General features: G+C 58.2%; 19 protein-coding genes and 3 tRNA genes. 14 read left to right on the top strand and 8 right to left on the bottom strand.

Annotated elements, in window-relative coordinates; translation table 11 throughout:
• Positions 1-104 precede the first annotated feature (104 nt).
• From alaS to BLW01_RS05210, 9 genes are all read left to right on the top strand, one after another.
• Entirely contained in the window at positions 105-2714 is a 2610-nt protein-coding gene (gene alaS / locus BLW01_RS05250; RefSeq protein ID WP_092568589.1) for an alanine--tRNA ligase, read from the top strand.
• Positions 2715-2804: 90 nt separating this feature from the next.
• Positions 2805-4055, top strand: a complete 1251-nt coding sequence (locus BLW01_RS05245) for an aspartate kinase (protein ID WP_092568430.1) — start codon at positions 2805-2807, stop codon at positions 4053-4055.
• A gap of 202 nt (positions 4056-4257) precedes the next feature.
• Positions 4258-4449, top strand: a complete 192-nt coding sequence (csrA, locus tag BLW01_RS05240; protein WP_092568429.1) for a carbon storage regulator CsrA — start codon at positions 4258-4260, stop codon at positions 4447-4449.
• A 77-nt stretch (positions 4450-4526) separates the two neighbouring features.
• Positions 4527-4619, top strand: a tRNA-Ser gene (locus BLW01_RS05235).
• Positions 4620-4670: 51 nt separating this feature from the next.
• Positions 4671-4747: transfer RNA gene (locus BLW01_RS05230), tRNA-Arg, on the top strand.
• 81 nt (positions 4748-4828) lie between these two features.
• Positions 4829-4905 (top strand) — tRNA-Arg (locus BLW01_RS05225).
• 579 nt (positions 4906-5484) lie between these two features.
• Positions 5485-5730: an OadG family protein gene (locus BLW01_RS05220; protein ID WP_092568428.1), complete on the top strand. Its 246-nt coding sequence runs from the start codon at positions 5485-5487 to the stop codon at positions 5728-5730.
• 93 nt (positions 5731-5823) lie between these two features.
• Entirely contained in the window at positions 5824-7656 is a 1833-nt protein-coding gene (gene oadA, locus BLW01_RS05215) for a sodium-extruding oxaloacetate decarboxylase subunit alpha (RefSeq protein ID WP_092568427.1), read from the top strand.
• A gap of 10 nt (positions 7657-7666) precedes the next feature.
• Entirely contained in the window at positions 7667-8989 is a 1323-nt protein-coding gene (locus BLW01_RS05210; protein WP_092568426.1) for a sodium ion-translocating decarboxylase subunit beta, read from the top strand.
• A 60-nt stretch (positions 8990-9049) separates the two neighbouring features.
• Here the strand turns inward: BLW01_RS05210 and BLW01_RS05205 are convergent, their stop codons facing one another.
• The 8 genes from BLW01_RS05205 to lexA form a co-directional block, all read right to left on the bottom strand.
• Positions 9050-10657, bottom strand: coding sequence for a gamma-glutamyltransferase family protein (locus BLW01_RS05205; protein ID WP_092568425.1), 1608 nt, complete (start codon positions 10655-10657; stop codon positions 9050-9052).
• 26 nt (positions 10658-10683) lie between these two features.
• Positions 10684-12195, bottom strand: coding sequence for a tripartite tricarboxylate transporter permease (locus BLW01_RS05200; RefSeq protein WP_092568424.1), 1512 nt, complete (start codon positions 12193-12195; stop codon positions 10684-10686).
• A gap of 16 nt (positions 12196-12211) precedes the next feature.
• Positions 12212-12682, bottom strand: coding sequence for a tripartite tricarboxylate transporter TctB family protein (locus BLW01_RS05195; RefSeq protein ID WP_175529775.1), 471 nt, complete (start codon positions 12680-12682; stop codon positions 12212-12214).
• 75 nt (positions 12683-12757) lie between these two features.
• Positions 12758-13747: a Bug family tripartite tricarboxylate transporter substrate binding protein gene (locus BLW01_RS05190; RefSeq protein WP_229806386.1), complete on the bottom strand. Its 990-nt coding sequence runs from the start codon at positions 13745-13747 to the stop codon at positions 12758-12760.
• Positions 13748-13913: 166 nt separating this feature from the next.
• The gene (locus BLW01_RS05185; protein WP_092568423.1) at positions 13914-14444 is read right to left on the bottom strand and encodes a chromate transporter; all 531 of its coding nucleotides are present in this window, start codon (positions 14442-14444) and stop codon (positions 13914-13916) included.
• Positions 14444-15004: a chromate transporter gene (locus BLW01_RS05180; RefSeq protein ID WP_092568422.1), complete on the bottom strand. Its 561-nt coding sequence runs from the start codon at positions 15002-15004 to the stop codon at positions 14444-14446. The genes BLW01_RS05185 and BLW01_RS05180 overlap by 1 nt, the downstream gene beginning before the upstream one ends.
• A gap of 186 nt (positions 15005-15190) precedes the next feature.
• Positions 15191-15805, bottom strand: a complete 615-nt coding sequence (locus tag BLW01_RS05175; protein WP_092568421.1) for an IMPACT family protein — start codon at positions 15803-15805, stop codon at positions 15191-15193.
• Complete coding sequence (gene lexA / locus BLW01_RS05170) at positions 15805-16275, bottom strand: transcriptional repressor LexA (protein WP_092568420.1); 471 nt, start codon at positions 16273-16275, stop codon at positions 15805-15807. Before lexA ends, BLW01_RS05175 begins: the two co-directional genes overlap by 1 nt.
• Before the next feature lie 253 nt (positions 16276-16528).
• Here lexA and ccmA point away from each other — a divergent pair, with 253 nt between their 5' ends.
• The 5 genes from ccmA to ccmE are packed head-to-tail and all read left to right on the top strand — an operon-like array spanning position 16529 to position 19317.
• On the top strand, positions 16529-17167 hold the full coding sequence (ccmA, locus tag BLW01_RS05165; RefSeq protein WP_092568419.1) for a cytochrome c biogenesis heme-transporting ATPase CcmA: 639 nt from the start codon (positions 16529-16531) through the stop codon (positions 17165-17167).
• The gene (gene ccmB / locus BLW01_RS05160) at positions 17160-17876 is read left to right on the top strand and encodes a heme exporter protein CcmB (RefSeq protein WP_092568418.1); all 717 of its coding nucleotides are present in this window, start codon (positions 17160-17162) and stop codon (positions 17874-17876) included. Before ccmA ends, ccmB begins: the two co-directional genes overlap by 8 nt.
• Positions 17877-17919: 43 nt before the next feature.
• Positions 17920-18657: a heme ABC transporter permease gene (locus BLW01_RS05155; RefSeq protein ID WP_092568417.1), complete on the top strand. Its 738-nt coding sequence runs from the start codon at positions 17920-17922 to the stop codon at positions 18655-18657.
• Positions 18657-18860: a heme exporter protein CcmD gene (gene ccmD / locus BLW01_RS05150; RefSeq protein WP_092568586.1), complete on the top strand. Its 204-nt coding sequence runs from the start codon at positions 18657-18659 to the stop codon at positions 18858-18860. The genes BLW01_RS05155 and ccmD overlap by 1 nt, the downstream gene beginning before the upstream one ends.
• Positions 18850-19317 carry a cytochrome c maturation protein CcmE gene (ccmE, locus tag BLW01_RS05145; protein WP_092568416.1) on the top strand — a complete coding sequence of 156 codons (468 nt, stop codon included), beginning with the start codon at positions 18850-18852 and terminating at the stop codon, positions 19315-19317. The genes ccmD and ccmE overlap by 11 nt, the downstream gene beginning before the upstream one ends.
• The last annotated feature ends 5 nt before the right edge of the window (positions 19318-19322 follow it).

The raw sequence follows: 19322 nt of genomic DNA, 5'->3' as shown, positions 1-19322 counted from the left end.
TACAGGCATGAATGTGGATTGGCGCTGAAAGTTACCCCAAGTCTGCGTTATAATGATGGCTTTGCATGGCCTCGAGCCGCTTCGCATATCGCCACGGATTCATTATGAAAAGCGCAGATATCAGACAGGCCTTTCTGACGTACTTCAAGGAGCAGGGCCACACCATCGTACCGTCGAGTTCGCTGGTTCCCGACAACGATCCCACCCTGTTGTTCACCAATGCCGGCATGGTGCCGTTCAAGGATGTATTCCTTGGCCGCGATCCACGCCCCTATGTGCGGGCCACCTCGGCACAACGCTGTGTACGCGCCGGCGGCAAGCACAACGATCTCGACAACGTCGGCTATACGGCCCGCCATCACACCTTTTTCGAGATGCTGGGCAATTTCAGCTTCGGTGACTATTTCAAGCGTGACGCCATCCGCTTTGCCTGGGAATTTCTCACTGAGCGGCTGGGGCTTCCCGCCGAAAAGTTGTGGGTGACAGTGCATGTCAGCGATGACGAAGCCGAAGAGATCTGGAAACAGGATATTGGCGTCGACCCCGAGCGCTTCTCCAGGCTCGAGGACGACAACTTCTGGCAGATGGGAGATACCGGCCCCTGTGGCCCCTCCTCGGAAATCTTCTTCGATCACGGCCCCGATGTCTGGGGTGGGCCTCCCGGCAGTCCCGAGGAAGATGGCGATCGCTATATCGAGATATGGAACCTGGTCTTCATGCAGTATGATCGCGATGCCAGCGGTACGCTGACTCCACTGCCCAAGCCGTCGATCGATACCGGCATGGGGCTGGAGCGTGTGGCGGCCGTACTGCAGGGAGTGCATTCCAACTATGAGATCGATCTCTTCCAGAACCTGCTGAAGGCGGCATCCGAGCTGACGGGGCATGATGATCTTCTTTCGCCCTCATTGTGCGTGATCGCCGACCATATCCGCTCCTGCGCATTTCTGATCGTCGATGATGTATTGCCTTCGAATGAAGGCCGGGGCTATGTCTTGCGTCGAATCATTCGCCGCGCCATTCGGCATGGCCACAAACTGGGAGCGAAAGAGCCGTTCTTTCACAAGCTCGTGGCTGCACTCGATGCCGAGATGGGCGATGCCTATCCCGAATTGCGCAAGGTGCGTGACCGGATCGAGAGTATCCTTGCCAAGGAAGAAGAACAGTTCGCGCGGACCCTCGATCATGGCATGGGACTGCTCGAAGAGGCGCTGGAGTCACTCGATGGCGATGTTCTGTCCGGCGAGACGGTATTCAAGCTCTACGATACGTATGGCTTCCCCTTCGATTTGACGGCCGATGTCTGCCGTGAACGAGGCGTGACCCTCGATGAGGTCGGTTTCCAGCGAGAGCTCGAAGCTCAGCGCGAACGGGCACGTGCCGCCAGTCAGTTCGGCACCGATTATTCCGCAACGCTGGAGCTTGACGGCGAAACCGCCTTTACCGGTTATGATCGGCTCCAGGATACTGCCGATGTCGTGGCTCTGGTCGATGAACAGGGCAATCCGCTGAATGCGCTCGAGGCCGACCAACGAGGCGTGGTGGTGCTGGATCGCACGCCGTTTTATGGCGAGTCCGGTGGGCAAGTCGGAGATACCGGCTATCTGTATTTCGATTCGGGGCGTTTTCAGGTAACCGACACGCAGAAACAGGGCGGTCACCACTTGCATCATGGTGTACTGATCGAGGGGAGACTCGATGTCGGTGCTTCGGTAACACCCCAGGTCGATGAAGCGCTACGTGCTGCCACGGTTCGCAATCATTCAGCAACACACCTGATGCACAAAGCCTTGCGTCTGGTATTGGGCGATCACGTGCAACAGAAAGGATCGTTGGTCACGGCGGAACGACTGCGTTTCGATTTCAGCCATTTCGAGGCCATGACACCGGATCAATTGGCCGAGGTCGAGTCAATCGTCAATTCACAGATACTGGCGAATGCCCCGACCCGGATCGAGCACATGAGCCTCGATGATGCCAAAGCCAAAGGTGCCGCGGCTCTGTTCGAAGCCAAATACGCCGATAATGTACGTGTGCTGACCATCGGGGCCGATGACTTTTCCATCGAACTCTGCGGGGGCACCCATGTCGCTCGTAGTGGGGATATCGGCTGTTGCCATATTTTGTCCGAAACGGGCATTGCCGCCGGCGTGCGACGCATCGAGGCAATCACCGGTGAAGCGGCACTGGCCTATCTTCGTGAACAGGAAGCGCGGTTGGCGCGTGTTGGCGAACGGCTCAAGGCCAGACCCGAACAGGTCGAGAGTCGGGTCGAATCGCTTGTCGAGAGCCACCGTCATCTGGAGAAGGAACTCGAGCGACTCAAGGCCAAACTGGCCAGTGCCGCTGGTAGTGACATGATCAGCGAAGCGCGTGAGGTGGCCGGCGTCAAATTGCTGGCCAAGCAACTCGACGGTGTGTCAGGCAAGGAACTGCGTGGTGTGCTGGACCAGCTCAAACAGAAGTTGGGGTCTGGCGTGATCGTGCTGGGTGTGGCCGATACCGAGGCCAACAAGGTTAATCTGATTGCCGGAGTGACCGAGGACCTCACCAGCCAGATCAAGGCAGGCGAACTGGTCAATCACGTGGCTGCCCAGGTCGGCGGTAAAGGAGGCGGTCGTCCGGATATGGCTCAAGCCGGTGGCAGTAACCCTGGTGCGCTTCCGCAAGCGCTTGCCAGTGTCACGGACTGGGTCGAGTCACAGCTCGTTTGAGTCGGCCGGGTCGGGGTGTCCGGCCCGGCGAAAGCCCATTCACCCGTTCGGCGACAAGCCGAATGTCAATGCAACCAGGGTAAACTGTCTATGGCGCTATACGTACAGAAATTCGGCGGGACGTCGGTAGGTTCCGTCGAGCGCATCAAGGCCGTAGCGAACAAGGTCAAACGCTTCCGCGACGAGGGCCATCAGGTCGTTGTGGTCGTCTCGGCCATGAGTGGTGAAACCAATCGTTTGATCGAACTTGCCGAACAGATCAACGATGAGCCGACCCCACGCGAGATGGACATGCTGGTTTCCACCGGCGAACAGGTCACCATCTCGCTGCTTGCCATGGCACTTCATCGACTGGGGGTGCCGGCCACGTCGTATACCGGTGCACAAGTGGGTATTCAAACCGACAGTGCTTACACCAAAGCCCGCATTCAACGCATTGATACCGAGGATCTCCGTGCCGACCTCGATGATGGCCAGGTCGTAGTCGCCGCCGGGTTTCAGGGCGCCGATGATGAGGGCAATATCACCACGCTCGGTCGCGGAGGCTCGGATACGACAGGTGTAGCCCTCGCTGCGGCATTAGGGGCCGACGAGTGTCAGATCTATACTGATGTCGATGGTGTTTATACGACCGATCCTCGTGTCTGTTCCCGGGCGCAGCGTCTGGAAACCATCACTGTCGAGGAGATGCTCGAGCTGGCGAGTCTGGGGTCTAAGGTATTGCAGATCCGGGCGGTGGAATTCGCCGGTAAGTACAATGTTCCGCTGCGTGTGCTGTCCAGTTTCGAGGATGGCCCCGGTACCCTGATTGTTGCTGAATCAGATCAAGAAGAGGATTCCATGGAAGAACCGCTGATTTCCGGTATCGCGTTTACCGACAAAGAAGCCAAGCTCACCCTGCTCAACACCCCCGACGTGCCGGGAGTCGCTTCTCGTATCCTGGGCCCGATTGCCGATGCCAACATCGAAGTCGACATGATCGTCCAGAACGTGGCTCCGGTGGGTGACTATACTGACTTCACCTTTACCGTAGCCAAGAGCGATTACAAGCAGACCATGCAGATCCTCAAGGATCAGGTCTTGCCGGACCTGGGCAGCGGTGAGCTACGTGGCGACGATAATATCGCCAAGGTATCACTGGTTGGTGTGGGGATGCGCTCCCACGCCGGGGTGGCGTCGCGCATGTTCCGAGTCCTGGCAGATGAGAATGTCAATATCCGTATGGTATCGACATCGGAAATCAAGATCTCCGTGGTGATCGATGAAAAGCATATGGAGCTGGCGGTCCGTGCCTTGCATACCGCGTTTGGTCTGGATAAACAGGACATCGAGCCCGAGTGATCCGGACAAACGGCATCGCCGACGGGGGGCTACGCTAGAGAAAGAGAGCATAAAGGGCGATGCCTGGGCTTTCTTTCAACGTCATTATCGTCTGTTATTGTACTGAGCATTTGGCCGTAAGCGATGCATGACGCATAATCGTCCGCCACACATCGCAGTAAGCTAGGCATCCCGTTGGAACAGTCTGAGAAGGAGATCAGCTATGCTCATCCTGACCCGCCGAGTCGGCGAAACCTTGATGATCGGTGACGACATTACCGTGACGGTATTGGGAGTCAAAGGCAATCAAGTACGTATTGGAGTCAACGCACCCAAGGACGTCGCCGTCCATCGTGAAGAGATCTATCAGCGCATCCAGCGTGAACAAACCGACGATGATGACGTACCGTCCTGAAATCGCCCGGCAAAAAGTTCCGGTGAGTGTTGGACAACGAGCGGTATAAACGGTAAGATGCGCGCCGTGTTGATGAGGGAGAGATGGCCGAGTGGCTGAAGGCGCTCCCCTGCTAAGGGAGTATGGGGTTGATAGCCCCATCGAGGGTTCGAATCCCTCTCTCTCCGCCATTTCCGCGCTCACTCAGAGAGTGAGCCATCAATACAGTGCAGGAATGATCCGCGCCCGTAGCTCAGCTGGATAGAGTACCTGACTACGAATCAGGTGGTCGGAGGTTCGAATCCTCCCGGGCGTGCCATCATCCTCTCGGGATCTTGCTTCCCTTTACCTGTGTTTGCGAGCCATTACTGAATGGTTGTCAGCTCAGGTCGTGTATTAGGCGCCCGTAGCTCAGCTGGATAGAGTACCTGACTACGAATCAGGCGGTCGGAGGTTCGAATCCTCCCGGGCGCGCCAGATTGCGACCCGTCCTCACTATGAGGGCGGGTTTTTTGTTATTGGTCAGTCGAATCCGCCGGACCTTTCCCTCAGATGCCCGTGGCGCCCCGCCTTGATTCCCTATGCTCTACTCGCCAACGCGGTATCCAGTCCGGGGCAGTGGCTCGTGCTGAAACCTTGCGGTTCCACCATCGTTTTACTTGCAAGGCCTTCACTTGTTTAGGAAGTATGCTACGCTGCAATGCGGTATAACTGCTGACGATTCTTGATGGATCGTGACGATCAACGACCGGTAGTAAGCGAGGTGTGCGCCTGCAATCCCGATCATATCGCGAATGGTGGCTTATCAGGTGTCGTTCTGTTGCCTCCGGGAGTGTTAGCCTTATACTCTGTAAATGTAGTAATTTAACAACGTAATGGTTGGCTTCAGCTTCAATCGATGCATTGTCGGCATCATGATATTTGCCGTCGCGGAGGGGTACGCCACCAAGGTGCCATTGCATGACGCGGGAAATCAGGCAAGTTATTGTATGAGTCGGTGATGGCCTGTCGTGTCGTCACGGTTGGCCACAACTATCAGTCAGGGGAACCATAATCATGCAGGATCCGCAGCTGCTACAGGAAGGTCTGAGCCTCATGGCCTTCGGTATGGGCTTCGTGTTCGTTTTCCTTACCGTCTTGGTCGTGGCGACGACCTTGATGTCGTCCTTGGTGAGCCGTTTGACACCGGCGCCGGCACCCACCGAGTCCGGCTCTCGAGAGGCCGGGGCTGCCGATGACCATGACGGCGAGTTGATGGCGGTGATCAGTGCCGCCCTGCATCGCTATCGCCGCCGCCGCTAGTTCAGTAGAGAGCGCCGAACTGTCGTCCTCCACCGAACGGTCTCGCGGTCTCCAACGCCATTTCATGAGAGAGATATACATAAGGACAAGGTCATGAGTGAGACCCAACGCCCGCTAGGCATCACTGACTTGGTGCTGCGTGATGCGCATCAGTCGCTGTTCGCCACTCGCATGCGCCTCGATGACATGCTCCCGATCGCCGCTAAGCTCGATCAAGTCGGTTTCTGGTCGGTGGAGTCCTGGGGTGGCGCGACCTTTGATGCCTGTATCCGTTATCTGGGGGAGGACCCGTGGGCACGGATACGTGCGCTGAAGGAAGCGATGCCCAATACGCGGCAACAGATGCTGCTACGTGCACAGAATCTACTGGGCTATCGCCACTATGCCGACGATGTAGTCGATAAGTTTGTCGAGCGTGCGCGGGTCAATGGCGTCGATGTCTTTCGTGTGTTCGATGCCATGAACGATCCCCGCAACCTGGAGCGGCCGATCAAAGCGGTGGTCGATCAGGGGGGGCACGCACAGGGGGCGATTTCCTACACCGTGAGTCCGGTGCACACGATCGAGGGCTGGATCGATCTGGCCCAGCGACTCGAGGGGATGGGTGCCCATTCCATAGCGATCAAGGATATGGCCGGGCTGCTGACGCCATATACCGCTTTCGAGTTGGTCTCCCGGCTCAAGAAGGTGTTGTCGGTTCCGGTCCATCTACATAGCCATGCAACTACCGGCATGTCCACGGCGGCGGCCGTCAAGGCCGTCGAGGCGGGCGTCGACAATGTCGATACCGCGATCTCTTCGATGTCCATGACCTATGGCCACAGTCCCACCGAGTCGATAGTGGCCATCCTCAAGGAAACCGAACGCGATACCGGTCTCGACCTCGAGCTCCTGGAAGATATTGCCGCCTATTTCCGTGAAGTCCGTAAGAAGTATGCCGCGTTCGAGGGGGCGCTCAAGGGTATCGATTCCCGCATTCTGGTCGCCCAGGTTCCCGGCGGCATGCTCACCAATATGGAGAACCAGCTCAAGGAGCAGGGGGCTGGTGACAAGCTCGACGACGTGCTCACCGAGATTCCCAAGGTACGAGAGGACCTGGGGTTCATTCCTCTGGTGACACCGACGTCGCAGATCGTCGGGACCCAGGCGGTGATGAATGTGATGATGGGCGAGCGTTACAAGTCGATCTCCAAGGAGGTTCAAGCACTCTTTCGTGGTGAATATGGCGCGGCCCCTGCACCTTACAACAGTGAGCTTCAGCAACGCGTGCTGGACGGTGAAGCACCGATAACCTGTCGTCCGGCCGATCGCCTGGAGCCGGAAATGGAACGCTTGCGCGAAGAACTCAAGGGCAAGGCGCAGGATGAAGGAATCCGCCTGGAAACGGGGGAGCGCGAAATCGATGATGTGCTGACCTATGCCCTGTTCCCGCAGATTGGCCTGAAATTCCTGCAGAACCGGGATGATCCCGATGCCTTCGAGCCTGCGCCTCAGGCACCGGGGACGGAGGATAAGGCCGGTACACTTCCTGCTACGACAACGACGGCCTCGGTTCCCTCGGCCTCGTCAGGACCCGAAACCTATACCATTACCGTCAACGGCAAGCAGTACGTAGTCGAGGTGGCCGAAGGGGGCCAGATCGAGCAAGTCCAGGCAGCGGGTGAGCCAAGTGGCCAGCCAGCCCAGTCGGCCGGGCAGACAGCGCCTGCACCAAGTGGAGAGGCCATCACTGCACCGCTGGCCGGCAATATCTTCAAGGTCAACGTCAAGCCCGGGGACAGCGTGGCCGAAGGGGATGTCGTGATCATCCTCGAAGCCATGAAGATGGAAACCGAGGTGCGCGCGGCCGGTGCCGGTACCGTGTCCGATGTCAAGGTCAAGGAAGGCGACAGCGTTGCCGTTGGCGATACGCTGATCGTGCTTTAAGGACAGCCGCATGGAAAAACTGCTGACACTCTGGTACGGATCGGGGCTCTACAACCTGGATTGGGGACAGGCGGTGATGATCGTCATCGGCCTTCTCCTGTTGTATCTGGCTATCAACAAGAAATTCGAGCCGTTGTTGCTTGTACCGATAGGTTTCGGTGGCATCCTGGCCAATATTCCGGAAGCCGGGTTGGCGCTGTCTGCTGCGGAGCAGGCGGCCCACCTGGCCCGCCCCGAGATGATCGAGCGACTAGCCGATATCCTGGATGTGCGCCTGGAGGCCGGTGCCGGAATCGATGCCTGGCGACATGGGGTATCAGAAGCCCTGCATGGCGAGCTATCGCCGGTACAGTTGCGTGAAGCCAATGACATTGCCAAGGAAGCCGGATTCACCCATGGCATGCTGTATCAGTTCTACAGCGTTGCCATTGCCTCGGGTGTCGCCCCGCTGGTGATCTTCATGGGCGTGGGCGCCATGACCGATTTCGGTCCTCTGTTGGCCAATCCTCGTACGCTGTTTCTCGGTGCGGCGGCCCAGTTTGGTATTTTTGCCACGTTGTTGGGTGCCGTCGGTCTGTCAGCTACGGGCTGGATGGACTTCTCGCTCAAGCAGGCGGCGGCGATCGGTATCATCGGTGGTGCGGATGGGCCGACCTCGATTTATGTCTCGAGTATTCTGGCGCCCGAATTGCTGGGGGCGATTGCTGTGGCATCCTATTCCTACATGGCCCTGGTCCCGTTGATTCAGCCGCCGATCATGAATGCGCTGACCTCCCGGCGCGAGCGACAGATCGTCATGACGCAACTGCGCCCGGTCTCCAAACTGGAGAAGATCTGTTTCCCCTTGGTGCTATTGATTCTGGTCGTGTTGTTCCTGCCCGATGCGGCACCACTGCTGGGGATGTTCTGTTTCGGCAACCTCATGCGCGAGTGTGGTGTGGTCGAGCGTCTTTCCGATACGGCTCAGAATGCACTGATCAATATCGTGACCATTTTTCTGGGGCTGTCAGTAGGGTCCAAGCTGGTTGCCGAGCGTTTCCTGGCATTGGAAACACTGGGTATTCTCGGATTGGGAATCGTGGCATTCGGTATCGGAACGGCGTGTGGGGTTCTCATGGCCAAGCTGATGAACAGCGTCAGCCGCATGCCGATCAATCCGCTCATCGGCTCAGCAGGGGTTTCTGCCGTGCCGATGGCGGCACGTGTCTCCAATAAGGTCGGGTTGGACAACAATCCGCACAACTTCCTGCTGATGCATGCCATGGGACCCAATGTCGCTGGTGTCATCGGCTCTGCGGTGGCCGCCGGCGTGATGATCAAGTATCTCGGCTAGGCCAGCACCGGTTGTTGTCCCCATATGGCGCCCATTGGGCGCCATTGTTACCTCATTGCCTCACCAGGGTACGGCCGCACCGTCGGTCCGTGGCTCGGTGCCGGCGCTCAACACGCCGGTGACAGGATCCCGGCAAATGATCTGGCCACGGCCGAAACTCAACCCGTCGACTCGTTTGACGATGTGATGCCCGCGTCGTTGAAGCGCTTGGGCAAGGTGGTCGGGAAAATCGGGCTCCACTTCCACCGTGGTGCCTTCCGTCCATTTCCAGCGCGGCAGATCCAGGGCGGCCTGGGGGTTCAGGGCGTCGTCGAGCATGGCACTGACAACCTGGACATGTCCTTGCGGTTGCATGAAGCCTCCCATGACGCCGAACGGACCGACCGCCTCGTTGTTGCGGGTGATGAAGCCTGGAATGATCGTGTGGTAAGTGCGCTTGCCGGGAGCCAGGCAGTTGACATGATCAGGAGCCAGCGAAAACGAACAGCCCCGGTTCTGTAGACTGATGCCAGTGCCAGGTACCACGATGCCGGAACCGAACCCTTTGAAGTTGCTCTGAATGAACGACACCATATTGCCATCATTGTCGGCTGTGGCCAGATAGACGGTGCCGCCGGTGATCGGATTGCCGGGTTCCGGATTCAGGGCGCGCTCGCCGATCAATCTGGCGCGTTGCTCCAGGTAACCGGGCGAGAGCATCTGCTCGACGCTGGCCGTCATGTTATCGCGCTCGGTGATATAACGCAGACCGTCCACGTAGGCGAGTTTGGTGGCTTCGATGCGCTGGTGCAGTGTCTCGACGAGACCACGGCCAGGTTGTCCCAGGCTCTCCAGCATGCCGAGTGCCTGCAAAGCAATCATGCCGCAACCATTTGGTGGGATCTCCCAAACATCGCAGCCCCGGAAACGGGTGGCAATCGGCTCCACCCACTCCGGTCTGAATGCCGCTAGGTCCTCCTTACGCAGAAAACCGCCATGTTCGCGGAAGAAGGTATCGATTCGCTCGGCCAGCTCGCCCTCGTAGAAGTCACGCGCGTTGCTATCGGCAATGGCCTGGAGTGTACGGGCATGATCCGGTGCGCGCCACATGTCTCCGGGGGCCGGTGCGTGACCCGCAGGGGCGAAGGTATCGAACCAGGGTGCAAAGACGGCATCCTCATAGGCACGGTACTCACCGAATGCCTCAGACCATAGCTGATGAACGACGGGCGAGACCGGAAAGCCCTGCTCGGCGATATCGATGGCAGGGGCCAGCAACTCGGCGAAAGGCAGTTTGCCAAACCGCTGGGAGAGTGCCGACCAGGCAGCTGGGGCGCCGGGAACGGTGACCGGGGTCATGCCGTGGACCGGCATGCACTCGTGTCCCTGTGCGCGTACGGCGTCAGGGCTGATTGCCTGGGGGGACGGGCCACTGGCGTTCAGGCCATGCAACTTGCCATCCATCCAGACAATGGCGAAGGCGTCGCTACCAAGGCCGTTGGAGGTAGGCTCAACGACGGTCAGAGTCGCAGCGGTGGCAATCGCGGCATCCACGGCATTGCCCCCGCGAGTGAGGATGTCACGTCCGGCCTGTGCCGCCAGCGTTTGCGACGTGGCCACCATGCCCCGCCGACCGTAGGTCAGCATGCGTCGCGAGGTGCCTGGATAATAGAGTGGATCGTACTGCATGAGATGTCTCTCCTTGAACGAAGTGGTCAGCCGTTTTCGGTAGCGCTGAGTTTGTTGGCGATCTTTCGGTTCTGGATCAGGGCGACGACGACCGATACGGCGGCGAGGATGAAAAATGACGCAGACAAGGGCCGGGTCAGGAAAGTCAGCCAGCTATCATCGAGCTCCATGGCTCGGAATACTTGACTTTCCAGGTTGTTGCCCAGCACCACGCCGAGGATCAACGGTGTCAGTGGTACCCCGGCTTTCCACAACAGATAGCCAATGATGCCGAATCCGAACAGGACCCAGATGTCGAACAGGTTGTTGTTCAGGGCATAGGAGCCGACGGCACACAGCATCAGCACGACCGGCACCAGAACCTGTTGCGGGATCTGCGATATCCTGGCGAACCAGCGCACCAGAAGCAGCTGAAATATCACCATGATGACAGCGCCCAGCAACAGGCTGGCATAGATGGCTCCAACAAGAATGGGGTTCTGTTCGAACATCAGTGGACCGGGCTGGATGCCGTGAAGTATCAAGACACCCATCATGATGGCCATGGGCAGATCGCCGGGAATGCCTAGCGCTAAGGTTGGTACGAAGGCTCCTCCGACGACGGCATTATTGGAGGCTTCCGAGGCGACGATCCCATCCGGAATCCCTTTGCCGAAGCGTTCAGGATGACGGGAAAACTTACGTGCCTGGTCGTAGCTGATGAAATTGGCCACTGTACCGCCAGTACCCGGTAACGCACCGACCAGACTGCCTATCAGTGATGAGCGTAGCGTGTTGAGTTTCTGCTGGCCGATATCACGGACGATATGGCGATAGGGAATGTTGACGCTGGCATCGGGTGCTTGGGTGTCTTGGTGAGTCTCCTCCTTCAGTTTCTCGATGTTTCCCATCAGCTGGGTAAAGGCGAAGACACCGATCATCACTGGCAGGATTTCGAAGCCGGAGGAGAGGAAGGCAAGGTCGAAATCGAAACGAAGGTTACTGTTGCGATCGAGACCGACCGTGGTGATGAACAGTCCGATCAATGCTGCCAGCAACCCCTTGAGCATGGCGCCATTGGAAAGACCGGCAACCAGTGTCAACGCGAACACGATCAGCCCTGTGATTTCCCATGGCCGAAAATGCATGCTCATTTGGGCGATGAGGGGACCGAAGAAGACCAGAACGGCAATGCTGATCAAAGTGCCGAAGAACGATGCCAGCATGCCGATGCCCAGGGCGCGCCCCGGCTCGCCATTCTGTGCCATGGGGTAGCCGTCGTAGACGGTCGTGATCGACGATGGCGTTCCGGGAATACCCAGCATGACGCCGGACACGATACCTCCGGAGTATCCCCCGACAAATACGCCTATCATCAGGGCGACACCACTGATCGGGTCCATGGCAAAGGTGAAAGGAAACACCACGAGAATGGCCATGGTGACCGTGAAGCCGGGAATGCTTCCCCCGATGATACCAAACAGTACACCGATGATGATCAGTATCAGGACGCCTGGGGTACTGACTGCCAGCAGCGCTTGAAGGAATGAGTCTGCCATCGTGTTTCTCCATGGATCAGGGGAGCCAGACGTTCAGTCCGTACTGGAAAATGGCATAGACCAATGGTACCAGCGTGAACGTAATGCCCAGATTGATCAGCCATTTTCGACGTGTGTCGCACCCGAGTAGTAGTCCTTGGGAGCTGACCATGAACAGTGTGGTGCTAATCAGGTAGCCAAGCATGGGCAACAGTAGCGCATAAAGGCCGAATAGCCCGAACAGTGCGATGATGATGCGGTAGTGACGGAACCAGCCGGCCAGCGAATGGAAGGTTGCTGTGCTTTGAGGCGTCGCTGGCTTTGCCGTCAGGAAAGAACGGACCAGGAGGACCAGCGACAACAGGGCAATCAATGCCAGCAGGAATCGGGGATACATAGCCGAGCCATAAGGTTGCCAACTCGACTTGCCCGGAATGTCGCCCGACTCGATCAATAGGATACCGACGATCACCAGGGTGGCGATGGCCAGATAGCGATCCTTGTTCATGATGTTCACCATATGGGGCACGCAATGACACGCCGCCCGTCAGGGCGACGCATCAGACAGGCCGCAGACTGTATATCAGTTGTCGAATTCGATATCTTCCGCTGCCTTGGCCAGGTTGGCCTCGTTTTCATCGAGGAATTCCTGATAGTCCTCGTCGGTCAGGAAATTCGTGATCGAACCGAACTCTTCCTCGATACGGCTTTGGATTTCCTCGTTTTCCAGGGCCTTGCCGAAGGCGTCCTTGATCACATCCAGGCGCTCTTCGGGGGTACCCTTGGGAGCAAACAGGCCTCGGCTGGTAGCATGTTCGAGTTCGATGCCTTGTTCTTCGAGCGTGGCGACGTCACTGATCGCCTCAAGCCGTTCATTGTGGGCCACACCCAAGGGGTGAAGGGCGCCCTCTTCGTAGGCAGACCCACCTGAGGGCAGGTTCAGCATGGAAAAATCGATCTCTTCGGCGCGGAGTGCGGCGACCTGCTCACCGGTATCCGGATACCCGATCAACCGGACATCCGACATGTCGATGCCCGCTTCCTGGAAGAACTGTGCCCAGAAGAAGTGATCGGTGGAGCCGGGGATCATGCTGAAGCGGACATCCCCAGGGTTGTCCTCGACATATGCGGCGATCTCGTCGGCGCTTTGCACCTCGTGATCTGCGTAAGTGGAAGGGATGTTGATCGTTTGCGTCAGTAGGGCAATCGGTTCGAAGGCGTCGTAGGAGTAATCGACAGTACCGGCAAGCTTGGAGAGCGCGATGGTATCGTGACTGCCAAGCAGGGTGTAGCCGTCAGGTTCTGCGTCCTTGACCTCTCGAGATCCTCGGGTGGCACCTGCCCCCTCCATATTGACGGGGACAATGGATTCATCGAGGTATTGTTCGGCTTCTTCGGCGATCAGGCGAAAGATGATATCGGTGGCGCCGCCCGGGCCGTAGGGAATGACGAGACGGACTTCCTTTTCCGGATAATCGCCATCCTGTGCTGAGGCAGTCGTGGTGAAGGCCATACCTGAGGCAAGGCCCAGCCCGACCAGGATGCTGGTGAATCTGCTATTTGTCAGTGTCATATCGGGATACCTTTGTTGTCGATAGTCAGTATCATCATTGGCTGAAGGTGAACCGAGGGATGTCTCCGGTTCGTGGGAGGCAGAGCGTCTTGTGGTCTGCCCGTCGAGAGCGCGTGTCCCGAAAACGGTTTGTTTATTGTTGTGTCGACTCATGTTCTGGTATGAGTCAGCCCAGAAACAGGCCGCCGTATATCACGGCCCCGGCCACGACGAATGCCGGGTGGACCCTGAAACACAAGAGAGCGATGGCCGCACTGGTACCGATCACCCCGGTATGCAGGATGCCGGCACTGTCGACGCCTTCACTGAAAAAACTCCAGGCCAGCCATACCATCATCACGGCGATGACGGGTCGTACCCATTGGCTCATGCGCTTTACTCGTGGCGAGTTGCGATACCGATAAAGCACACCCAGGGCACCGAGCATCAACAGCAGTGAGGGAACGACCGTCGCGAGCACGGCAGCGACGGCGCCGCCGATCCCGGCAACCTCGAAACCGACTTGCCCCGCCATCTTGGTGGCGATCGGACTGGGCAGGGAGTTGCCCAGTGCCAGGGTTTCAGCGAACTCCTGGCCGCTCATCCAGCCATAGCGACCAACGACCTCCGCTTCGATCAGTGGAATGATTGCCGGACCACCGCCATAGCCGATGATGTTAGGGATGAAGAAAGCCAGGAACAGGTGCCAGTAGATCATCATGACACTCCCTTGCCCGAGGCGGTGGGGCGGAGCAGGGCTGCAGCGAGGAGAGCGCCGACGACGAGTCCGGGATGGATGCCGAGCCAGTAGATAAAACTGCCGGAGACGATCATCATGACCATCGTGGTCATTGCGCCGAGAGAGAGGCGGGACTTATGCCAGAAATCCCAGGCCAACTGGGCCATCATGATCATGACGACAGGGATGACGCCTTGACCCATGCCATGTATCCAGTCGACGTCTCGATAGTGGTCGAGAAGACCCAGGAGCAGAATCATGGCGAGGATCATCGGCAAGATGATCGCCAGGACGGCATTTGCACAACCGGTGATGCCACCGACGCGATAGCCGATATAGCCGGGAATCTTGGTAGCGATGGGGCCGGGCAGGGTATTGCCGATCGCCAGGATATCCGCGAACTCCTCATCGTCGACCCAGCCGTGTCGAGTCACGACTTCAGCGCGAATCAGGGGGATCATGGCCGGGCCGCCGCCGAAACCGAGCAGCCCGATGCGCAGGAAAGACCAGAACAGGGCAGGTTGCGTTGCCGACATCATCTCCAACGTTCCTTGTTGCGGATGGTCCCCGTCTGAGGGGATTCTTGATCGATTGAACTTGGTTTCACTGATTTTTCTGGTTTCATCGTTTAGATAGGAAAAAATCGATTATTTGAGGAAGCAATATAGATGCAGCCCCAATGACAGGTCAAGGGCGCATTGGGCAGGAAACCGTGCACTGATGGATCAGTCGTGTAGGGAGAGACGTCCTTTCAGGCGGGAGTGCAGTGTATCGAGCGCAGGGGCATCCCCCTCTGGCCAACCGATAGCCAGGGTGACACCGGCACTGTCGTAATCGGCCTGCTCGATGGGAATGCCCTGATCGGCCAGCCAGGCACGCGCTTCGGCTTCGCCAGCAAAATCGACCTGTAGATAACGGCGCTGGCGGGCGGTGAAATCGCGTCGAGGGACTGTCGTCAGGGCATGATTGACTGCCTGGGCATAGGCCCGGGCCAAGCCGCCGGTGCCCAGCTTGGTGCCGCCGAAATAGCGTATGACCACGCAACCGATCTGGCCCAATCCAGCGCCCTCCAGTACGCGGAACATTGGGCGACCGGCAGTCCCGCCTGGCTCGCCATCATCGGAAAAACCGGTAGCGTGCTGTTCTCCGGGGGCGCCGGCAATGAAAGCGAGACAGTGGTGGCTGGCATCCGGGTGACGTTGCCTGGCTTGTTGCAACAGCGCGTCGACGTGTGCCTTGTCGGGGGTATGGGCGATCCAGGCGATGAACTGGCTCTTCTCCACCTCCAGTTTGCTCTCGTGCCACTGCCCGGTGGCGAGGTCGGGAATGGGGTAACGCATCAGGCGGCTATGGCGGGTTGTCGCATGACGCCCATCACCAGCCCCAGGACCTGGATGTCGTCATTTTTCAGATAGATGGGCGCCATGTCCCGGTTGGCGGGCTGAAGTCTGACCCCGGACTTCTCGATGTAGAACTTCTTGAGCGTGACTTCCTGATCATTGATCATGACGACAGCCGTCTCGCCATTTTCGGCGCTTTCCCGACGTTCGATAATAATGACGTCGCCATCATGAATATTGCTGTCGATCATCGAGTCGCCACACACCCGCAGGGCATAGGTGTTCCGTTTCACCATTTGCGAGGGCACCGCGACATGGGTTTCATCGGGGCAGGCTTCGATGGGTAGACCGGCAGCGACGCGACCCAACAGGGGAATGTCGACCAGATCATCAGCTTCGACCTCTTCCCAGGCGTCTCTGATGGGCAGGTTGGGCTGTCGGTACAGGTAATGCGGTGCCGTATGTGACATGATCATTACTCCCTGAACGCAATGCAGGCCTGTCATGAAGAATGCATGGTGACCTGTTTATATTTACAGTTCTTTGCCAGCTTAGCAATTTTTTGCCATCTGGCAAGGCCAGTACGTTTCTCCCGACGCGGGACGCTCGTCGGTGAACGTTGACCTTACACTAAAGTCACCGCCTGAGGCAGGCTCGGGCACTGGTCCGGAAAACGGTTTCCATGTAGAGTGCCGGGCGGGTTATCAATGCTGGGAGAGACTCTTGAACTTTTGCCTGAGAGCCCGGGGGCTGGCCTGTGAGCGCGACGATCGCTGCCTGTTCCGTGATCTCGATATTGACGTGGGTAGCGGTGATCTTGTTCGCATCGAGGGGCCCAACGGGAGTGGCAAAACAACGTTGCTGAAAATCCTTTCCGGACAGTTGGACGATTATCAGGGAACGCTCTCCTGGTGCGATCGGGATATGACAGCGGTGCGCGGGGACTTTCATGCCAATCTGCTTTACCTGGGACATGCACCAGGAATTCATGCCGGTCTGACGGCACTGGAGAACCTGGCCTGGTATCAGGCGTTGGGCGGCGAGTCGGGCCGAGAGTCCGACCGGATGGCGGCATTGGCGTCGGTAGGGTTATCCGGGTTTGAGGATGTTCTGGTCGGACAGTTATCGGCAGGACAACAACGCCGTGTGGCACTGGCACGTCTGGAATTGACGCCTCGCCTTTTGTGGATCCTCGATGAACCGTTCACCGCGATCGACAAGGCAGGTGTCGCGGCCCTCGAAAGGCGTTTGCTGACGCATGTCCAGTGTGGCGGTGGAGTGCTGATGACGACGCACCATGAGATGCCTTCGCTGGGGGATATCCGCTCCATCCATCTGGGTGGGGGAGCTGTCGATGCGTGAGGTCGATCTTGCGGTGCTTCGGGAACCTGGCGGCGGACTGGTAGTCGCATGGATGGCAACCCTGCGCCGAGACCTGATGTTGAGACTGCGTCGGCGCAGCGAAGTGATGAATCCATTGGTGTTCTTCGCCCTCGTCATCACGCTGTTTCCCTTGGGGATTGCTCCGAAAGCGGACTTGTTGGCGACCATCGCTCCGGGGCTGCTTTGGGTGGCGGCACTGTTGGCGACACTACTTTCGATGGATTCCCTGTTTCGTGCCGATTTCGATGATGGCAGTCTTGAGCAATTGATGCTTTGTCCCCAACCGCTGGCGTTGATGGCGCTGGCCAAGGTGGCAGGGCACTGGCTGTTGACCGGGTTACCACTGGCGTTGATGGCACCGCTGCTGGGAATTCTGCTGTCATTGCCGACAGGAAGTTATGGCGTGCTGAGCCTGTCCCTTGCCGTGGGCAGTGCCAGCCTTAGTTTGGTGGGGGCGATTGGCGCGGCACTCACTGTCGGTCTGGTTCGGGGTGGGGTGTTATTGTCACTGCTGGTGTTGCCGCTCTACATCCCAGTATTGATTTTTGGCACCGGCGCGGTACAGGCAGCGGTGGCGGGAAGTGACGTTGCTCCGCATCTGGCGATTCTCGGTGCAATGCTGGCGGCGGCGCTGATGCTGGCGCCCTGGGCCATTGCGGCGTCGCTGCGCATCAGTATCAATGGGTGACTGTGTGGTCGGATTCGCCGGGACATCGAGGGCTAGCTAGGCTATGTGGCGCATCATTCATCAATTCGGCTCCCCAAAGGGGTTCTATGATTTCAGTGCCAGGCTGCAACCCTGGTTCTGGGCAGCTGCCGTGCTGTTGCTTCTGACCGGCAGTCTTTGGGGGTTGTTGTATGCGCCCGCCGATTATCAGCAGGGAGACAGCTTCCGTATTATTTATGTACATGTCCCGGCGGCTCTTCTGGCGCAATCGGCTTTTGTCGGTCTGGCGGTTGCGGCAGTGATATTTCTGGTCTGGAAGATCAAGGTCGCGGATATGGCAGCGTCGGTCATGGCCCCGTTCGGTGCTGCCATGACCTTCGTGGCGCTGTTTTCCGGTGCCGTCTGGGGCGTGCCGACCTGGGGGACCTGGTGGGTATGGGATGCCCGCCTGACCTCGATGCTGATTCTGCTATTCCTGTTCTTCGGTATCATCGCCTTGCGGGGGGCGTTTACTCATCGGGATAGCGGTTCACGGGCGGCATCGGTACTGGCCATCGTCGGCGTGATCAACATTCCGATCATCAAGTATTCGGTCGAGTGGTGGAATACGTTGCATCAACCCGCCACCTTCAGTGTCACCGAGCGTCCCTCGATGCCTGCGGAAATGTGGATGCCGCTGTTACTGATGGTGCTGGGATTTTATTGTTTTTTCATTGCCCTGACGTTGATGCGTACACGTAACGAGATACTGCGGCGGGAGTCGAATAAACGCTGGGTTCGTGAATTGGTGAGGGGGCAATGATGGCTTTCGATTCCGTGTCGTCGTTTCTCGCCATGGGGGGGTATGCCCCCTACGTATGGGCGGCCTGGGGCGTGACACTAGCATTGATGGTGGGCGCCGTGCTCCATGCTCGCGCCGAGCGGCGTTGGTTGCTGCGCGACTTGCATCGCCGGGAACGCCGTCAGGCCAACGCGGCGGTAGGGAACAACAGCAATGCATCCTAAACGCAAGCAGAAGCTATTCATTATCCTTGGCTTGCTGTCCCTGGCGGCCATCGCCATCGGGTTGACTCTGTATGCCTTGCGCAGCAACGTCAACTTGTTCTTCAGCCCGGTGCAGATAGCCGATGGCGACGCACCGGTCGGTCGCCAGATTCGAGCTGGCGGGATGGTCAAGGAGGGAAGCGTTGAACGCGACGACGAGAATCTGGACGTCGTGTTTACTGTCACTGATTACGTGGATGATCTGGAAGTACGTTATAGCGGTATCCTGCCCGACCTGTTTCGCGAGGGGCAGGGTGTAGTCGTCGTCGGGGAATTGAGTGAGTCGGGGCACTTCGAGGCTAACGAGGTCATGGCCAAGCACGATGAGAATTACATGCCCAAGGAAGTGGCAGAGGCGCTCGAGGATTCCGGTTACTCCCCCGAAGATTATGGCGTGAAGGTCGAGGGGGCGGATTAATGGAG

Origin of the sequence: Aidingimonas halophila (assembly GCF_900106955.1) — a bacterium.
GTDB lineage: Bacteria > Pseudomonadota > Gammaproteobacteria > Pseudomonadales > Halomonadaceae > Aidingimonas > Aidingimonas halophila.
The sequence above is the reverse complement of the archived record's forward strand: the minus strand, read 5'-3'. Positions and strand labels throughout refer to the sequence as shown.